Source organism: Desulfobulbaceae bacterium DB1 (assembly GCA_001914235.1).
In the GTDB taxonomy this organism is placed as follows: Bacteria; Desulfobacterota; Desulfobulbia; order Desulfobulbales; family SURF-16; genus DB1.
Genome location: MQUF01000001.1, coordinates 116,363 through 134,323 on the forward strand (window position 1 = coordinate 116,363; position 17,961 = coordinate 134,323).

At 53.0% G+C, this 17,961-nt stretch carries 14 protein-coding genes and 2 pseudogenes; 6 read left to right on the forward strand and 10 right to left on the reverse strand.

Annotated features, from left to right (window positions below):
• Positions 1-7: 7 nt before the first annotated feature.
• The 3 genes from BM485_00570 to BM485_00580 form a co-directional block, all read right to left on the reverse strand.
• Positions 8-916: a site-specific tyrosine recombinase XerD gene (locus tag BM485_00570; GenBank protein ID OKY77068.1), complete on the reverse strand. Its 909-nt coding sequence runs from the start codon at positions 914-916 to the stop codon at positions 8-10.
• A gap of 94 nt (positions 917-1,010) precedes the next feature.
• Positions 1,011-1,208, reverse strand: coding sequence for a 30S ribosomal protein S21 (locus BM485_00575; protein ID OKY77043.1), 198 nt, complete (start codon positions 1,206-1,208; stop codon positions 1,011-1,013).
• A 95-nt stretch (positions 1,209-1,303) separates the two neighbouring features.
• The gene (locus tag BM485_00580) at positions 1,304-2,716 is read right to left on the reverse strand and encodes a glycolate oxidase subunit GlcD (protein ID OKY77044.1); all 1,413 of its coding nucleotides are present in this window, start codon (positions 2,714-2,716) and stop codon (positions 1,304-1,306) included.
• A gap of 128 nt (positions 2,717-2,844) precedes the next feature.
• On the opposite strand from BM485_00580, the gene BM485_00585 reads away from it, so the two are divergent.
• A complete protein-coding gene (locus BM485_00585; protein OKY77069.1) occupies positions 2,845-3,780 on the forward strand; it encodes a D-alanine--D-alanine ligase in 936 nt (311 codons plus the stop codon).
• Positions 3,781-3,860: 80 nt separating this feature from the next.
• Here the strand turns inward: BM485_00585 and BM485_00590 are convergent, their stop codons facing one another.
• The 3 genes and pseudogenes from BM485_00590 to BM485_00600 all read right to left on the reverse strand — a co-directional run bounded on the left by BM485_00590 (position 3,861) and on the right by BM485_00600 (position 7,182).
• The gene (locus BM485_00590) at positions 3,861-4,055 is read right to left on the reverse strand and encodes a hypothetical protein (protein OKY77045.1); all 195 of its coding nucleotides are present in this window, start codon (positions 4,053-4,055) and stop codon (positions 3,861-3,863) included.
• Positions 4,056-4,393: 338 nt separating this feature from the next.
• Positions 4,394-5,665: pseudogene (locus BM485_00595) on the reverse strand (serine--tRNA ligase).
• Between the two features lie 5 nt (positions 5,666-5,670).
• Entirely contained in the window at positions 5,671-7,182 is a 1,512-nt protein-coding gene (locus BM485_00600; protein ID OKY77046.1) for a hypothetical protein, read from the reverse strand.
• Between the two features lie 271 nt (positions 7,183-7,453).
• Between BM485_00600 and BM485_00605 the strand changes: the two genes are divergently transcribed.
• From BM485_00605 to BM485_00620, 4 genes are all read left to right on the forward strand, one after another.
• On the forward strand, positions 7,454-8,443 hold the full coding sequence (locus BM485_00605) for a hypothetical protein (GenBank protein ID OKY77047.1): 990 nt from the start codon (positions 7,454-7,456) through the stop codon (positions 8,441-8,443).
• Positions 8,444-8,534: 91 nt separating this feature from the next.
• Positions 8,535-9,230: a hypothetical protein gene (locus BM485_00610; GenBank protein ID OKY77048.1), complete on the forward strand. Its 696-nt coding sequence runs from the start codon at positions 8,535-8,537 to the stop codon at positions 9,228-9,230.
• An 80-nt stretch (positions 9,231-9,310) separates the two neighbouring features.
• Positions 9,311-11,779, forward strand: a complete 2,469-nt coding sequence (locus BM485_00615) for a hypothetical protein (protein ID OKY77049.1) — start codon at positions 9,311-9,313, stop codon at positions 11,777-11,779.
• Positions 11,780-11,863: 84 nt separating this feature from the next.
• The gene (locus BM485_00620; protein ID OKY77050.1) at positions 11,864-12,625 is read left to right on the forward strand and encodes a hypothetical protein; all 762 of its coding nucleotides are present in this window, start codon (positions 11,864-11,866) and stop codon (positions 12,623-12,625) included.
• Positions 12,626-12,848: 223 nt separating this feature from the next.
• Here the strand turns inward: BM485_00620 and BM485_00625 are convergent, their stop codons facing one another.
• From BM485_00625 to BM485_00640, 4 genes and pseudogenes are all read right to left on the reverse strand, one after another.
• The gene (locus tag BM485_00625; protein OKY77051.1) at positions 12,849-14,069 is read right to left on the reverse strand and encodes an IS256 family transposase; all 1,221 of its coding nucleotides are present in this window, start codon (positions 14,067-14,069) and stop codon (positions 12,849-12,851) included.
• 245 nt (positions 14,070-14,314) lie between these two features.
• Positions 14,315-14,662, reverse strand: a pseudogene (locus BM485_00630) (integron integrase).
• 27 nt (positions 14,663-14,689) lie between these two features.
• Positions 14,690-16,069, reverse strand: a complete 1,380-nt coding sequence (locus tag BM485_00635; GenBank protein ID OKY77052.1) for a hypothetical protein — start codon at positions 16,067-16,069, stop codon at positions 14,690-14,692.
• A 71-nt stretch (positions 16,070-16,140) separates the two neighbouring features.
• On the reverse strand, positions 16,141-16,596 hold the full coding sequence (locus tag BM485_00640; GenBank protein OKY77053.1) for a hypothetical protein: 456 nt from the start codon (positions 16,594-16,596) through the stop codon (positions 16,141-16,143).
• Between the two features lie 235 nt (positions 16,597-16,831).
• Here BM485_00640 and BM485_00645 point away from each other — a divergent pair, with 235 nt between their 5' ends.
• A complete protein-coding gene (locus BM485_00645; protein OKY77054.1) occupies positions 16,832-17,953 on the forward strand; it encodes a cell filamentation protein Fic in 1,122 nt (373 codons plus the stop codon).
• Positions 17,954-17,961 lie beyond the last annotated feature (8 nt).

Sequence of the window (17,961 nt, forward strand, 5' to 3'; positions counted from 1 at the left end):
ATTTTCCCTACTCTTTTTTCCTGCTGCGGGGGTGGAATTTGCGGTGGATTTCCTGGAGGCGGCCGCTATCCACGTGGGTATAAATCTGGGTGGTGGCAATATCGGCGTGACCGAGCATGAGCTGGACCGAACGCAGGTCGGCACCTCGGGCCAGCAGGTGCGTGGCAAAGGAGTGGCGCAGCATGTGCGGGCTGATTTTTTTTGTGATGCCGGCGCGCAGCGCTGTTTCCCGGATGATCTGCCAGAAGCGGATTCTGGTCATGGCTTTGCCCCTGGCGGTGACGAACAGGGAGGTGCTTTTTTTTCCATTGAGCAGGAGACCCCTGCCGTGTCGCAGGTAGCCGGAGATTCTATCCTTGGCTTCCTCGCCGAAAGGGACCAGTCGTTCCTTGCTTCCTTTGCCGAGCACCCGGACGAAACCGGCGTTGATGTTGATGGACATCAACGGCAGGGAAACCAGCTCGGAGACCCGCATTCCGGTGGCGTAAAGCAGATGCAGCATGGCGCTGTTGCGCAGCGAGACGGGAAGCAGACCGCGTGAACCCGCAAGAAGTCTGTCGACCTCGGCAACGGAAAGATCTTCCGGGAGAATGCGGGAGCTTTTCGGCAGTTCCAGGATTTTGGTCGGATCGGTGGTGATCAGTTTTTCGGCAAGGAGAAAGCGGAAAAATCCACGCAGGGTGGAAAGGCGACGCCCATTGCTGCGCAGGGAAATTCCCTTTTTCAGGCAATGGGAAAAAAAGTCCCTGATCTGCTGGGAGCTTATTTGTTGCAGGGAAATATTCTTATGGCAGAGGAAAAAAAGAAAGGAGTCAAGATCCGCTTGATAGGAGCGAATGGTGTTATCGGCCAGTCTTTTTTCGGCGGCAAGATAATGAAGAAACAGGTCCTGGCTGTTCTGCAACTCTCGGGGCAGGAGGCTGCCGTCGCCAGGAAACCTGTTTTGTCGGACAGTGCTGATTGGGTGGCTCTTGGTTCCCCGTCTTTTCATTGTACGAGGATTGGCGCCATTATGCTTCCCGTTCGATGCGGTACATGACCTTGCGGAGTTTTCTCTTTGCTTCTGCTTGTTTACGACGTTTTTTGACGCTTGGTTTTTCGTAATATTCGCGTCTTTTCAGTTCTTTTTTGATGCCGTCAAGCTGCAGCTTTTTCTTCAATTGCCGAATGGCGTATTCTATGTCTCCACGGACCTCAACTTCAATCATGATAACTCCGAAAAAAGATATTTTAGCGTAATTAATAGGAGATGGATTTCTTCCTTTCCGAAAACAGAAATCTATAACGAAGTGGTGACTTTTTGTCAAATGTTATTTTTTGGCTGCATCGGCGATTGTCCGCCTGTCGGGAAAATTTTCCCGGGGTTGAGGATGTTGTTGGGGTCAAACAGTTTTTTAATCCCCAGCATGACCTCCATGCTCGCTTCGTTGATTTCCAGGGGAAGAAATTCCGACTTGGTTATGCCGATGCCGTGTTCACCCGACAGAGTGCCGCCCAGCTCAAGTACCCTGTCGAACAACTCTTTTTTGGCTTTGCGGCTGCTTTCCAGTTCCTCCGTGTTCTTTTTGTCCAGCATGATGTTGACATGGATGTTGCCGTCGCCGGCGTGGCCGAAGGTAAAAATGACGAGCTTGTGGCGGGCGGCCAGGGTCTCGATGAAGGCAACCAGTTGCGGGATTTTCGAGCGCGGCACCACCACGTCCTCGCCGGTCTTGTCTGGTTTCAGCTCAAAAGCCGCCGGGGAGACGCCACGGCGCGCGCTCCAGAGGGCGGCAACCTGGTCGTTGTTTTCCGCCTTTTTCACCTCAAGAATATTTTTTTTGTCGCGGAGAAATTGCAGAAGCAGGCGCGACTGGCCGGCAACGGAGTCCCGGTCTCCGTCCACCTCAAGCAGCAAGAGCGCTTCCGTGGCCGGCGGCAGGGGGAACGGCAGTTTGTCCCGGACAATGGAAATGGCGGTGCGGTCCATGTATTCAAGGGTGCATGGCCGATGTTGCGCCAGAATTTCCGCCACCAGGGAAGCAGCCTGGTTTATACTGGAGCAGAGGATGAGGAAGGTGTCTTTGCAGGCGGGCAGGGGGATGAGCTTGACGATGATTTTGGTAATAATGCCCAGTGTCCCTTCAGACCCGGCAAAAAGACGGGTCAGGTCGTACCCGACCACGCCCTTGGCGGTCCGCACCCCGGTCTTGATGATCCTGCCGTCCGGCATGACAACCTCGAGTCCCAGAAGATAGTCCCTGGTTACCCCGTATTTGACGGCGCTTGGCCCTCCCGCGCATTCGGCCACATTGCCGCCCAGGGTGCAAAATTTCAGGCTGGCGGGATCAGGCGGGTAAAAAAGATTCCGGGGGCGCAGGGCCGCCTGAAAGTCGCCGGTGATCACTCCCGGTTCGACAACGGCAACCTGGTTTTCCTCGTCGATTTCCAGGATGCGGTTCAACCTGCTCATGGCCAGAACAAGTCCGCCCGCAACCGGCAGCGCTCCGCCGGTCATGCCGCTGCCCGCTCCCCGCGGCACCACGGCAAAGGGGGTGGCGTTGGCCAGTTTCATGATGGCGCTGATTTGGGCTGCGTCGCCGGGGAAGGCGACCGCCTCCGGAGGAAATTCCCTGCCCGTGCCGTCATAGGAGTAGCAGAGCAGGTCTTCCGCTGTGGTGGTCAGCTGGTCCTGTCCGACGATGGCGCGTAATCTGTTGATGGTTTCCCGTTTCATGGCATTGCCAATCCCTGCTGAAAAATGTACTATTGTCATCCGGTGATGGGGCCGTCCGGCTCCTTGTTCTATTTAACCGATAATCGACCGAACCGGTCAACTTTTATAGAGGGGAAGGAAAGCGTATGGTGCAAAAATTGCGAATTGCCTTGCTGGCAGGGGGGAAGTCCGGCGAAAGGGAGGTTTCCCTGGCTGGGGCGAAAGGGGTGATGGCTGCCCTGGATAAAGAAAAGTACAGTGTGACCCAGTATGATCCGGCCACTGATCTGGCCCGGCTTGCGGCCGACGCGGCGGCGCTTGATGCAGCCTTTGTCCTGCTGCATGGACCCTTGGGGGAAGACGGCTCCATGCAGGGCTTTCTCGATCTGCTTGGTCTGCCGTATCAGGGATCGGGGGTGCTGGGCAGCGCACTGGCCATGGACAAGAATCTTGCCAAAATTCTTTACCGCCAGGCGGGGCTGCGGGTGGCGGAATGGCGCATGGCGTCGCCGAAGGATGTGGAACATCCCGGACTTCTTGCCGATGGATTGCGGTTCCCGCTGGTGGTGAAACCGGTGCGTCAGGGGTCGAGTCTGGGAATGAGTATTGCCCATGATGCGAAGCAACTGGCGGTCGGTTTGGAAAAGGCCTTTGTCTTTGATAAGGAAGTAATGGTGGAAGAGTTTGTCCGGGGCCGGGAAGTGACCGGCGGAGTTTTGGGCAATGATGATCTCGAGGCCCTGCCCCTGGTTGAGATCATTCCAGGCAAAGAGTATCCTTTTTTTGATTATCAGGCCAAGTATACGGCGGGTGCAACCAGGGAAATATGCCCGGCGGATCTGCCGGAGGTGATAACGGTAAAGGCGCAGCAGGCGGCCCTTGCCGCCCATCGGGTTTTACGTCTGCGGGGGTACAGTCGGACGGATATGATTGTCTCGGATGAGGGAGAGGTGTTTGTCATTGAAACCAACACCATTCCCGGCATGACGCCGACCAGTTTGCTGCCTCAGGCTGCGGCTGCGGCGGGGATTGATTTTCCGTCGTTGCTTGATCGTTTGCTCGGCCTCGCCTTGCAGGGCAAATGATTTTTCCGCAAGCAGCGGAAAGGGCAATTGAACCGGATGTCCGGAGCGGCGGCTCTGTTCTATAACAAGGGCCGCTGCTCTTACACCATTTTTTTTTCCAGTTTGTTGTCTATCCGTGATGGTTTTACCGTGTAGCCTGTCACCAGGGTGCCCAGCGGTGTGCAGGTGTAATGCCATTCTATGATTTCACCCGGATAAACCCAGACACCTTTTGTTGTCGTGTTGTCGGCCCGTGGTGCTTTCAGCCAGATTTGTTCGTTGTCCCGCGTGTACATGATATGCCCCTGTAAATGTGGTGGAATGGAGTTGAATTGATTGACAGCAATTAAAGTGCCATTCCGGCGAGAAAGTGGTTTTTGTGTTTCACTATCTTGATATTGTTACATTTGTTTTGGAGGTCGCAGAAGTGGGGCGGAGGAATAATGGTGGTGAAACGACGTAGATTTGGGTGAAATAACCAGTTTCCGGTGGGTGACCAGGGGGCGGGAAGAAAAAACGGAAACCGGGAAAAGAAGAAAGAAGCGTCGTGGCGGGGGGGAGGGGACGTGGAGAGTATGAAGGCGTTTCCGCGAGGTCACTCTGGGGCTCGCAGGCGGAAACGCCGGGAATAGAATCAGCCGCTGAAGCGGTTGGTGAAATATGGTTCCAGTACTTTCGGCAGCTTGATGGTGCCGTCGGCCTGCTGGCAGTTTTCATAAATGGCGGCCAGGGTGCGGCCCACAGCCAGGCCGCTGCCGTTTAAAGTGTGCACCAGGGCGCTTTTTTTCGCCCCTTTGGGCCGGTAGCGGATGCCGCCGCGCCGGGCCTGGAAGTCGAGGAAGTTGCTGCAGGAGGAAATTTCCCGGTACGTGTTCTGGGCCGGCATCCACACCTCGATGTCATAGGTTTTGGTGGCGGAAAAGCCCAAGTCGCCGGAGCAGAGCACCACCACCCGGTAAGGCAGTTCGAGGAGTTGCAGAACCTCTTCCGCATCGGCCAGCAGGGCTTCCAGCTCATCGTCCGATGTTTCCGGGGTGGTGAACTTGACCAGCTCCACCTTGTCGAACTGGTGCTGACGGATAAGGCCCTTGGTATCCTTGCCGTAGGAGCCGGCCTCGGAGCGGAAGCACGGGGTGTAGGCGCAGTATTTGATCGGCAGCTCATCCTGCGACAGGGTTTCATCCCGGTGGATATTGGTTACCGGCACCTCGGCGGTGGGGATGAGATAGAGATCCCAATCCTGGGCCTTGAAGAGATCTGCGGCGAATTTCGGCAATTGGCCGGTGGCGGTCATGGTGGCGCTGTTGACGAGAAAAGGGGGCAGCACCTCCTGGTAACCGTGTTTCTGGGTGTGCAGGTCCAGCATGAAATTGATCAGGGCCCGTTCCAGGCGGGAGGCAAACCCTTTCAGCAGGGCAAAACGGGCGCCGGAGATTTTGGCGGCCCGCTTAAAGTCCATGCTGCCGTCCGCCTCGCCCAGCTCCCAGTGGGCTTTGGGGGTAAAGGAGAAGTCGGTGGGCTTGCCCCATTTTTTCACCTCCACGTTGTCCTTGTCGTCTTTGCCGGCGGGGATGGAGTCGTGGCAGATGTTCGGGATCTCCATGACGATTTCCTGTAGCGTTTCCTCAATAACGGTCAGGTCGGTTTCCAGGATCTTGATCCTGTCGTTCACCCGGCGCATCTCGCTGATCAGGCTTTCCGCGTCCTTGTTTGCTTTTTTGAGTTCGGCAACCTCCTGGGAGACGATTTTCCGCCGGTTGCGCAGTTCCTCGACCTCGGTGAGATGTTCCCGCCGCCTGAGATCGATATCGGCAAATTCTTCAATGCGACTGGTGGTGATGTTGCGGCGTAGAATTTTTTCTTTTACCAGATCGATATTTTCTCGGATGAAGCGAAGTTCGAGCATTTTCTTTATCCTTTCTTGCTGCTTTTTTTGATGGCCATGGCGGCGAAATCGCGAAACAGCCGCAGAGCCTTGATGCGGTTTTTGCCCAGTTTCGGCCGACCGGCCTTGCGGTCCATGTAAAGCAGGGCGATGGCCTTGCCGTTGACAGCGATGGGTAATAAATAAACGGTTCTGCCCTTGGTCAGGTAATGAATTTTTTCCGGGAAGGCCCCGAGGCTGTCCGCCTCAATGGCCACGTCCTTGCAGAGTTTCATGGCCTTGGGTATGGCTTGGTCCGTATTGGCCAGGGGCTGTTCAAAATTGGCGATATCGGCGGCCTCAATGTCGCCGAGGCCGAAGCGGCCGACCAGGGCGATCTTGGTGGCCTGAATGCTGATGACGCAAAGGATGACCCGGTCGAAACCAATCCCCCGGTATATGGCCTCCAGCAGATTGGCATAAAATTCATTCAGCTGGAAAGGCCCCATGAGGGTCTCGGTCATTTCCTTGATGAATTCGTTGATCGATTTGTCGGAACTGGGCAGTTCATCAAGCTCTTCCGTGCCGTCCGGTTTGGTTCCGGCGATCTTGCCATTCTCCTCTGGGAGCGGGGCGCTCCCCTGGCGAGACGCCTTTTCCAGTTTGCTGTGAATTTTCAGTTTTGACAGGCCGTAGCGGATCGAGTCGGAAATGTCCTGGGAACCCTCGACGCAGTTGGTCAGTATTTCCAGCGCCTTTTCCTGGTTGATGGAGATGATGCCGCCATATTTAGCGAGCAGTTCGCTGGTGTCTTCGCCGTTGCAGACCTTGTCGACAAAGCGATTGCTGAAGTCTGCGAGATTCTGCAGGTAAGCTTCCGCGTCGTAACTGCTTTTCGGTGGGGCCGGGTTGGATTCCATGGCGCCGATCACCTTGTCGGACAGGTTCCAGAAGCGGGCAATTTCCTGCCCCAGTTCGGCAAAGGTGAGTTCTTCCAGCAATTGTCGGCTGGCCGTATCTTCGGGGATTCCGGCCGCCACCTTTTTTTCAATATCTTTATAGATGTCGGGCAGGTAGATAAAGGCGATGATTTTGCCGAGATTGTGGAGCAGGCCGCAGATGAAGGCCTCCTCGGGCGGGACGTTGAGCTTCTTGTCGCCGGCGATGTCCCTGCACTGGAGCGCGCTGAGGAAGGAGCGGGTCATCAGTTTGCTGATACCTTCCTTTTCCACCCCGGACTTGATGAAATCCTCAAAAATTGCAATGGCGGTAGCCAGGTCGCGCACGGAATCAAAGCCGAGGATGGTGACGGCCTTGGATATGGAGCTGACGGCCTGCCCCAGGGAGTAATAGGCGGAATTGACCACCTGGAGGACTTTGTTGGTCAGGGAGTAGTCCTTCAGGATAACGCGGGAAAGATCATAGGACGCGCTGCGGCTGCTGTGCACAAGGGAAATGAGTTCCTGGACATGGGTTGACATGGCCGGGAGTTCGCTCATGTTCATTTTTGCAAAAATTTCTGCCAGTTTTCCTGACGGCTGACCCTTTTTTTCTGTCATTTTGTTTTGTTTTGTGGGTTAAATAGTTACAACCTTGCTTTATTAAATGGTATTATACGAGAAACATTGAACAAACCATTGTTATAAAACAATATCGCCGTTCCGCTCTCCGGAGACCGGAAAGGGAGCTGTAACGAAATCACACGACTGAAGAGGTTGTTTCGTAACGGCTCGTAAATATCTATTGTCGGTTATTACACTAGCTTGTGCGGCTGAAAAAAACAATTCATAAAATCAGGGGCCGCTGAAGAGGGGCCCGATACGCAGACATATGACGCAATCCGGTACAGCAAACGCAGCCATAAAACTTGTCGCCGGAGGAGAGGAAACCAGCTGGACCCTGACAGGGAAAAGCACTTTCAGGATCGGCCGCGGCGCAGACTGTGATATCCTGCTGCCCTACCCCTGGGTTTCCCGGCAGCATGCCATGATCCAGATTGAGGCCAATTCCAGCCATAATCTTATTGATCTGGGAAGCGCAAACGGCACCCTTGTCAATGGTCGCCGCGTTTATGGCCCCACGCGACTGAGCGCGGGCGACCGTGTCACCATCGGCAAATCCGAACTCGTTTTTTGGCAGGAATCGGTGGCGAATGAACCCGCGGGCGATGAAACCGATGCCGCCGGCGATGCAACGGTGGCATTTTTGCAGCGCGAGCTAGCCACCATTCTGGTTTGTGATATCCGTAAGTTTACTCCTTTATCCGAGGAAGTGGGGGCGGATCGAATTTCCGAGTTTCTTGGCCAGTGGACGAAAAAAGTCGATGCGGTTGTGCGGAAAAACGGCGGCCAGGTCGACAAGTTCATTGGCGATGCCGTGCTGGCGGTGTGGGCCAACGGCGCTGAGTTTGCCTCGGTCGCCCGGGCACTGCTTTCGGCGCTTGAGATAAGCATCTGGACCCGCAAAATCGGTCTCGCCGCGCCGGGTATCAACCGTGAACTGCTGATAGGCGCGGCACTCAATACGGGTGAAGCGGTCATGGGCAATATGGGGGTTGGCGGGCAGCGTGATTTTACCATTGTCGGGGATGTGGTGAATGTGACCTTCAGGTTGCAGGAGATGACTTCACGGCACAAGCTGGACGTAATTCTCGGCGAACCGGCCTATCTGCAGCTGCGAAAGGCGGAATCATGTTTTACGCCGCATCAGTATGCGATTCGCGGCAAAACCGAGGTGTTGCGGGCCTACAGTACGAGTTTTGCGGGACTTCGTCGCTATCTCGCTGACTGGAAATCTCTTTTTAAAAATGAAATTACGTAAAGTTGACGGATTCGTAAAAACGAAAAATTGACTTTTTGCGAAACAATGACGTTGCAAACCGGCTGATGCCGGCCAGGAAGAGGAGTGAATTATGGCTGTATGGGCAATAAAGCTGCATGGCAAGGTTGTGAAGCAGTTTCCCATCGAAGATGGTGAGCGGCTGGTGATCGGCAGGAGCGCGGAAGCCGACGTGGTGGTGGATAATACGGCGATTTCGCGCAAGCATACGGCGCTTGAGAGGAGAAACGGCGTTTATTTCGTGGAGGATCTCGGCAGCCTGAACGGCACCATGGTCAACGGCAAAAAGATAGATTCCTGCGTTCAGCTCTTTGATGATGATGTGGTGGAGATCGGCAAATTTCTTCTCCTGCCCGCCGAGTCGTCGAAGGAAAAGGGATTCGCTTCACAAAGCGCGGCTCTTGACTTCGGCGACGAAACGGTTTTTGTCACGCGAAGCAGTTCTTCCGGGCCCCAGAAGAGCAAGGAAGCGGTCAAGGTCGTCCACCGGCTGACCGTGATAAAAGGTGACGGCAGCCCCGGCGAAGTGCCGCTGTTCGGCCGCAGCAGTGTCAAGATCGGCAAGGACATCAACAGCGATTTGCGGGTTTCCGGCTGGTTTGTTGCCCAGGCCCAGTGTTACGTCATTAATCGCGACAAGAAATTTTATCTCGTTCCCCAGCGGAGCTGGGCGAAAACCCTGCTCAACGGCGCGCCGGCCAGGGAAGAATGCGAACTGAACAAGGGGGATGTCATCGAGATTCGAGGCGTACAGATCCGTTTTGAGTAGCCGTCGACAACTGTTTCCCGTTGTCACGGCAAGCAGCATCTTTCCTCTTTCCCGCCCCGGAGCGGAGATTTCAACCCGTTATGCTGAGTCGCTTTTTTAAAAAGGATAGCCAGGGCGCGAGCGGCAAGTCGGTTCAGGACAAGGCGCCCTCCGTCGATCTCACCCAGGTTCTGCCCGGTCAGGGCGATGCTGATGCCGCGGTTGGGCTGAACTGGCTGCCCGGAGAGGTTATCGACGACCGCTATCGGATCGATCGCATCTTCAGCGGCGCCATGGGCAAGGTTTATATTGCCGAGCATCTGGGCTGGGGCATCTGGATGGCCATCAAGGCGCCCAGGCCGGAAGTATGGGCCGACCGGGAGGGATTGCAGCGCATTCTCCGGGAGGCCAACGGCTGGGTCCGTTTGGGCCTGCATCCGAACATCGCCTGCTGTTATTATGTCCGCAGTTTTTCAGCTATTCCCCATATCTTTATTGAATATGTGTCCGGCGGCACCCTGGATGAATGGATCAACCGCGGGCGGTGCCGGGATATGCGGACCGCTCTTTCCATTGCCGTGCAGTTCTGCAACGGCATGGAATATACGCACACCAAGGGTTTTATTCATCGCGACATCAAGCCGCAGAATATCCTGCTTTCCAAGGACGGCCTGGTCAAAATTACCGATTTCGGCATCCTCCGCGCCATCAAGGGTACGGAAAAGGAAGCCGAAGGAACGACCTTGCCCGGCGTCCAATCCGCGGATGCCACGGTCGGCTTCCGCGGCACCCCGAATTATGCATCGCCCGAACAGTTGCGCAACGCCCATCGGGTGGACAGGCGGACCGACATCTTTTCCTTCGGCCTCTGCCTGTGGATGATGTTCTGCGGCAAAAGACCCTATAAGCATAATGCCCAGGGGAATTGCCCGGAGCCCGAGGCCGCCGATCCGGCGATCAAACTGCCGGAAAGCCTGAAGACAATCCTGAAAAAAAGCGTTGCTTATCAACCGGATGATCGCTACCCGCATTTTGGCGAGCTCAAGGAAGCGCTGAACCAGGTTTATCTGGAGCTTTTTCAGGTTTCCTGCCCCTATGCCATCATGGAAAAAATCGACATGCGGGCGGAAAACTGGAACAATCGCGCGGTTTCACTGGCTGAACTCGGAAAGTACCGGCAGGCGGAAAATTATCTGTCCCGTACCCTGGAGATAAACGACACCCTGCCGGAAGCCCTTTATAATTTCTTGATGTTGCGCTGGTGCAAAAGCAATGAAAGTCCGGATCGCTTGCTGCGGCGAGTGGAGGCCTGCAAAAAACGGTTTCCCTCGCTTGATTTGTTCGACAAGCTGGAAAAGGAAATCGGGGAATGTGTCGAGCGCGGCGAGGAGATGCTGAAAACCGCCAGAAAACGGGAGCCGGAGCTGCGCCTGTGTTTTCCCAAGGCGCCGATGGAGATTTTCCGCGAGGCCCAGCTGCGCCGTTCGGTGCACCATAATATTCTCACCCTGTTGCAGAGCCGGCGCTTGACCCAGTGCTATGACACCCTGATGGTCAGCTGGGGAAACGAGCGCTTCAAAAAAGACAAATTTTATTACAAGATTTACGAACAGCTGCTGCCGGAAGGCAAAAAAAGCGTCCTGTCCGCCGTCCAGCGGGTTATCACCCATGAGGCGGAAGCGGATGAAGGACCGGCATGGTTCATGGCCTCCGTCCCGGAACGGCGGCTGGTTTTTTCCGCTTCCTCCGGCAAAAAGGTGTATGTGCGCAGCGTCGGTGAAAGAAAGATGGCAGTCCCTTTTGCCCAAACCAGGGCGCAGGTTACCGCCGTTGCGGCAAATTCATCCACGCTTGCCATTGGGCAGCAAGACGGGGAGGTGGTTCTCCGCTTTTTCAGAAGCGGCGAGCAGAAAAGCGTGGCCTGCGGCAAAGGACCGGTGACAGCCCTGACCTTCCTGCCGGACGGCAAACAGTTGCTGGTCGGTCTCGGCAGCGGCGGCATTGTTCTGCTTTCTTCCGCCGGCGGCAAAATAAAGCAAATCACCGAGGCGGGCAGCGGTGTTCGCTGTCTCGTCTGCATTGAGGACGCTCGGTTTGTCGCGGGCAACGAAGACGGTTCCCTCCGTTTTTATGACGGGCAAGGAGGCGACTGCCTGCGGGAAGTTGCCGCCCATGCCCTGCCGGTATCGTCCCTGTCGGTCAGCCGCGACGGAGCGAAAATCGCCAGCATCAGCGGCGACAGGGTGGTGCGGGTTTGGGACTGCAGGAGCGGCAGGTGTCTGCAGTCCATGGACAAGCATGAGGATACGATCACCTCCGTTCTTCTTCTTGCCGACGATCAGACACTGGTTACCGGCTACGAGGACGATATCATCAAGCTGTGGAACTGGCAAAGCGGCAAGTGTATCCATATCCTTGATGCCAGGGGCGACGGGGTATGCAGTCTGGCCGGCGGGCCGCGCGCCCATACCTTTCTGTGCGGCCGGCAGGATGGGGCAATTGTGCTGTGGACCCTTATTTATCAGCTTGAGTTTGATGACGGGGTGCCGTCGGCGTTGCGCAGCCGCTGATGTTTGACGAACTGGAAAAAAGTCGATCTGTTTTCCGCACAAGAAGATTTACAATGGTCCGGGATCTGGAATAATGGAGAAAGCATGTTTGGTTTTTTGAGAAAATTTTTTCAAACCGCCCCAAAAGGTCTTGTCTGTTTCGGCAGAACGGATACCGGCATGGTCCGCAGGAACAATGAAGACAACTTTGCCATTCTGCTGGAAAGAAATATTTTCCTGGTGGCCGACGGCATGGGCGGCCACAGGGCGGGTGAAGTTGCCAGCAGAGTGGCGATCGAGTGTCTCGCCACCTTTTTTTCCGAGGAAAAGATCCGGCAGATTCGCGGCAATCCGGCGGCCATCCAGCACGGGCTGATTGCCGGCTTTCACCAGACCAATGACAGGGTGATGGAAATGGGGGCGGAAGATCCGGCATTGCAGGGCATGGGATGCACCCTTGTTGCCTGCCTGGTGGACGGCGACAGCGCGTATTTTTGTCATGTCGGCGATGTGCGGGCCTATGTTGACGACGGCAACGGCCTGGTTCAGGTCACCACCGACCATTCGCTGGTGGCGGAGCAGACTGCGGGCCTGGCGCATGGCGCAGCGGGGTTGGCTCGCAATATCGTCACCCGCGGCATCGGCTTTGCCTTTCCCGAGGATCCTGAATTTCATCAGGTGCCGATCCGGACCGGCGACAGGATTCTCCTTTGTTCCGACGGACTGTGGAGCATGGTGGAGGATGACGAAATAGAGCGGATACTCGAAGAGTCGGCGACCGCGGAGATCGCCTGCGACACGCTGGTCCGGTGCGCCAATGAAGCCGGCGGCAAGGATAATATCACCGCAGTGGTGATTGTCTGCTGAAAGTGTGGGGGAAAATACTTCGCTTCCTAATACGTTTTCGTTTGGTATTGTTCGTGGAAGATAATGAAAAATCTTGACAGAAGGAATCTGAATAAGAACCATTATTTCCTTTACCAAGGCAGGATACATCTCAAGTTCCCTATTTTCATTTTGATTGAGACCGCCGGTGGATATCTTTCGGGCCTGTAAAGAATTTTGTGTAAATGGTTTTCATTTTTAATTTTCAATATGCAGGCATTCTGTCGCCGAACAAGATTGAAAAGCGGTTCAAGGCAGCCTTCCAGTCTCTGATTGGCATAGTCCATTTTTTGGCGATATTGTTCAGCGCCATGTAAAGCAGTTTAAGCATCGACTCGTCATTGGGAAATGAACCCCGGTTCTTGGTAACTTTGCGCAGTGACATGTTCAACGACTCAATAGCATTGGTGGTATATATCACCTTGCGTATCTCGGGCGAATACGCAAAAAATGGGGTGATTCTTTCCCAATTTCTTCGCCAGGATTGGCCGATGGACGGATGCGTTTTGTCCCATTTTTCTTCAAAGGTCATCAGTTCCATTTCGGCCTGCTCGGCTGTTGGCGATTGGTAAATGGCCTTGAGATCCGCAGCCACCTCTTTGCGCTGTTTCCATGAGACATATTTCAGGGAATTGCGCACCATGTGGACGAGACAGAGCTGGACCTGGGTGAAGGGGAAAACCGTCTCAATGGCTTCAGGAAAACCCTTGAGGCCATCGACGCAGGCAATGAAAATATCCTGCACGCCACGGTTTCTTAGCTCAGTCACTACCTGCAACCAGAACTTGGCGCCCTCGTTTTCGGCAACCCACATTCCCAGGACATCCTTGACGCCGTCCATGGTGATGCCAATAGCCAGATAGACCGCCTTGTTCTTAACATGCCCATTGTCGCGCACCTTAACCCGGATAGCGTCCATGTAAACAATGGGATAAATGGGGTCCAACGGGCGATTTTGCCAAACTTTAACCTCGTCAGCAACGGCATCGGTGACCGTTGAAATCAGGGTGGGAGAGACATCAACTCCGTAAATGTCTTCCAAGTGCCCCTGAATCTCCCTGGTAGTCATCCCTCGGGAGTAGAGAGAGATAATCTTGTCGTCAAAGCCGGGAAAGCGGGTTTGCCCTTTGGGAATGATGACCGGATCGAAACTGCTGTCGCGGTCGCGCGGGACCTCAATCGGCATTTTACCGAAGTCGCCCTTGATGGTCTTTGCAGAGTTACCATTTCGGGCATTACCGCCTTTGGTGACGATGGTTCCATGTTTTTCGTGGCCCAGGTGGACGGTCATTTCCGCCTGTAACGCCCGCTCCAGTAAGGCCTTGGTGAGCTGCTTGAGCAGCCCGTTTTCACCGATCAGTTCTTCGGGCTTCTGGTAATTGTAGTCGGCAAGTAAACGATCCAAAATTTCTTTATCAATGGCCATATGAGCTCCTTTTTAAAGGGTAGTTTTTTGACTTACTCAGTCATAGCCATTTACACAAACTATTTTACACCCTCTATCTTTCATCTACCGGCCTGCTTATACCCTCTGGTCATCTGCCTGAATTTCAATTTCAAATCCAACGATTTTTGTGATAAGTTTTTTGAAGATAGCTTCTGAGCTTCATAATTAATTGGGGCCATGGTGTCTAGGTATCCATGGCGGACATCACAGGATTGTCAGCAGACTCAGAAATCGAGCGGGCTCCTGGCCTCTTTGATCGTTTGGCTCTTCACGGTATGGGTATAGATCATGGTGGTCCGCACATCGCTGTGCCCCAGGAGCTCCTGAATTGTGCGAATGTCATAATTTGCCTGTAGGAGATGGCTGGCGAAACTATGCCGAAACGTATGCGCCGTAGCCCGCTTTGGGATTTTTGCCAGTCGCACAGCCCCTGTAATCGCCTTTTGCACATGGCTGTCGTGCAGATGATACCGCCTGAATTCTTTTGTCTCAGGAACCAAGGTTAATTCCTTGGCCGGGAAAAACCACTGCCACACCAACTCTTTGGCCGCATTCTTATATTTCTTTTCCAGTAATCCATAGCAGCCCGTTGAAAAAACTTAAATTTCGAAAAACAGCGGCCGCAACCGACAGCCGTATGAAAAGTCCGTCATTTTCAAAAAAGACCTCTGCCTGATCAATATTTCGGGCAGTAGCAGGGCAAAAACAGTGGCAAAAATGGCAAAAATACCCAAAATAAGACGCCGCAGGACATCGGCCATCCCTTTCGGGGTGCCCTGTCCAAAGATTACCCGCATGAGAAGTCCCAAATTGTAGGCAGCGGCATGAATCAGGTAGCGTTTACTGACATTTTCCAGACCGCGAAGCGTCATCCGGGCAAGATTGCCACCTCGCTTGAGCATGGCAAAACTTCGTTCCACAATCTCGGAACGCCGACGGGACAACTGTTTTCCGTGGTCTCCCCGAGTGCGGCGGCGATTGCCGTGAAATTCCCGGCAGGCCTCTTTGTCGCCATGCCAACTTCGTCTCTGTTCGCTCTGCCGCTCCGGAATGTAGGTGGTGATCCCTTTGTCGGCATTGAGTTTCCTGATCAACTCCGCCTTGTGGTATCCTTTGTCGGTAACCACGCACAGCAGTTCCGGCGCTTCGTCACCGAGAACGGCAAGGTTCTCCTCGACTTGTTCCAGCGTCTCCTCGATGCTTGCCGTATCGCCCTGATCAGCCGGATGCACCACGACGCCCAGCATGGCCCCGGTGGCAAGATCGACCGCATGTTCCGCCTTGTAGGCAAGATGGGTCGTGCCATTCTTCATCTTGGCGATACGGGCGTCGGGATCGGTTTCCGATTGCCACTCGCGATTGGAAAGTTTCTTGCCTGTGCGTTTCCTGTCGAAACGGGCAACGTCGGCGGCATCACCTGGCTCTTGACCTGCCTCGCGCATCAACGTTTTGACATAGTCGGTGTAGGAGGAACCGGTATCTTTTCGCGCCAGACGCCGCAGAGAGGCATTGGCTTCAATGGTTGTCGAGTCGACACCAGTCGCGTATGCATCGATCAGCCCGTGTTGATGGACAATGCAGAGGATACGCTGGAAAACCTTGGTGTACAGCTCCAGCGGCAATCGTTGCCGCCAGATGGTGAAACTTGAATGATCCGGCGTTTTTTCGTGAATCTGATAGCCGAGGAACTCCCGCAACGACATCCTGTCACTGCAATGCCAGGCAATGCTGCGTTCGGACTGAAACCCTTCCAGGTAGCCGACAAAGAGCATGCGGAAGTAGACACCTGGAGGAATCGAGGGACGACCTGCTTCCGAGAAAAAGGGGGCACATTCCTGTTCCAGCCAGACGTCAAATCCATCGTCATCAAAAAGACGGTTGAGGCGGGTGTAAAAGGGATGGCCACCGCGTGGGGCCAGGTCGCTATGGGCGATCCAGAGCGGGAGCTGTTTATGTTTTTTGCGTTTACCGATGGCCATGAAGAAAAACCCCTGTTGTGTGATGAGTTGTCACGACATTTTACCCGATCGGCCGATTCATTCAATCTCAATCAATGGCCACAACAGGGTTTTTCAACGGGCTGATAGAGGAACACCCCATTGTAGCCTGAATCCAAATCGTTTTGATGGAGAAAAACCACGGTTTCGAGCTGTTTTTTGAGTTCTGGAATAAGTGCTTCCGGCAAAGGGACTGTTCTGTCTTTTTGTCCCTTACCGTCATGGATGGTAAGGACACCGAAGTCAAAATTGAAATTCTGTACTCGAAGGTTCATGCATTCCGAAAGTCGTAAGCCGCAACCGTAAAGCAGTTTGATGACCAGAGCGTAAGGATGCTCGGCATTAGCGACGATTCTGTCAATTTCCTCCCGAGATAAGACAACGGGGATGTACGGTTTACGCTTGGCCCGGACGATGCCTTCAACTTTTGGAAACTCTTTTTCGAGGACATGCCGAAATAGAAATAAAAGGGTTCGGCTCTCAAGTCCCCAAATTGCCGGAATGTCCACCTTGTTATTCACGCAACGTAAAAAATGAGAGACAAACCGTTTTGAGAGGAATTGTTTTATACCTACAAGCCTTGTCTCTCAAATTATCAAAAAAATGATAGTCAACCCATTTTGTTGTGAATTTTTTCGCGCCTACCCGCTTTGTCTCTCGGAAAAACAAAAATATTGACCCGTAACCCTGTTGTGATTAAAGTGTTTAAAAATATTAACCACAACAGACAAGAGAGGTAAAAATATGGATCTCAATTTTGAAAACGCTGTCAACTATCATTATGACAAATTTCCTCCGCAAAACTTGGATTATGGTCAATTCGTAGAGCCACTAATAAAAGCAACTGATGCTGTAGCTCGTTATGACCAAATGTTAAAAAATATGCATAATAGCGAAATATTGCTCGCTCCTTTGCGTAATCAAGAAGCTGTAATCTCCTCAAGAATGGAAGGCACAATAAGTACCATGGATGAAATTCTTAAATATGAGGCTGACTATGATACTGAAACCGGGAATACAGTAGGTGTAAGGTCAGAAGTTATCGAAACAATTCTCTATCAAAGAGCTTTGATAGCAACACAAAAAGCGATGGAGGATGGCTATCCATTGTCCCAATCACTGGTAAAAGGTATTCATCAACGACTGTTATCGTTTGGGCGAGGCGCTACAAAATCTCCAGGTGAGTTAAAGAATGAACAAAATTATTTAGCAGATAAATTAAAGAAAGAAATATTGTTTGTCCCGATTTCTCCAGAAAAACTACAGGAAGGATTAGATAAATTATTTCAATATATAGATCAAAGCACGCATCCATCGTTAATAAAAACTGGTATTACTCATATTGAATTCGAGGCACTACATCCGTTTAAAGATGGTAATGGGAGAATTGGTCGAATGCTGATCACCTTAATGCTCTGGGCTTCTGGAACAATATCTGCGCCTCATTTTTATATAAGTGGATACCTGGAAGACAATAAAGACATTTATATTGATACAATGAAAAGAGTGTCAGCGTATGGCGAGTGGGAAAATTGGTGCTCTTTTTTTCTAAAAGCCGTTGAACAGCAGGCTATTAAGAATCTGGCCATTGCTGAAAATATACGATCTCTTTACGAAGAAATGAAAACTATTTTTTCAGATGCCCTTTCTTCCAAATGGAGTGTTAATGCATTGGATTTTGTGTTTACAAATCCAGTATTTAGAAACAACAAATTTACAACGCATAGTGGCATCCCTGCCGCAAGTGCCGCAAGATTCACAAGAGTATTATTGGAGAAGAGTCTTTTAAGGACAATAGAAGAAGCCTCTGGAAGAAGACCAGCTTTATATTCTTTTGAACCCCTAATGAAGCTGGTCAGAGTATAAATAAAACT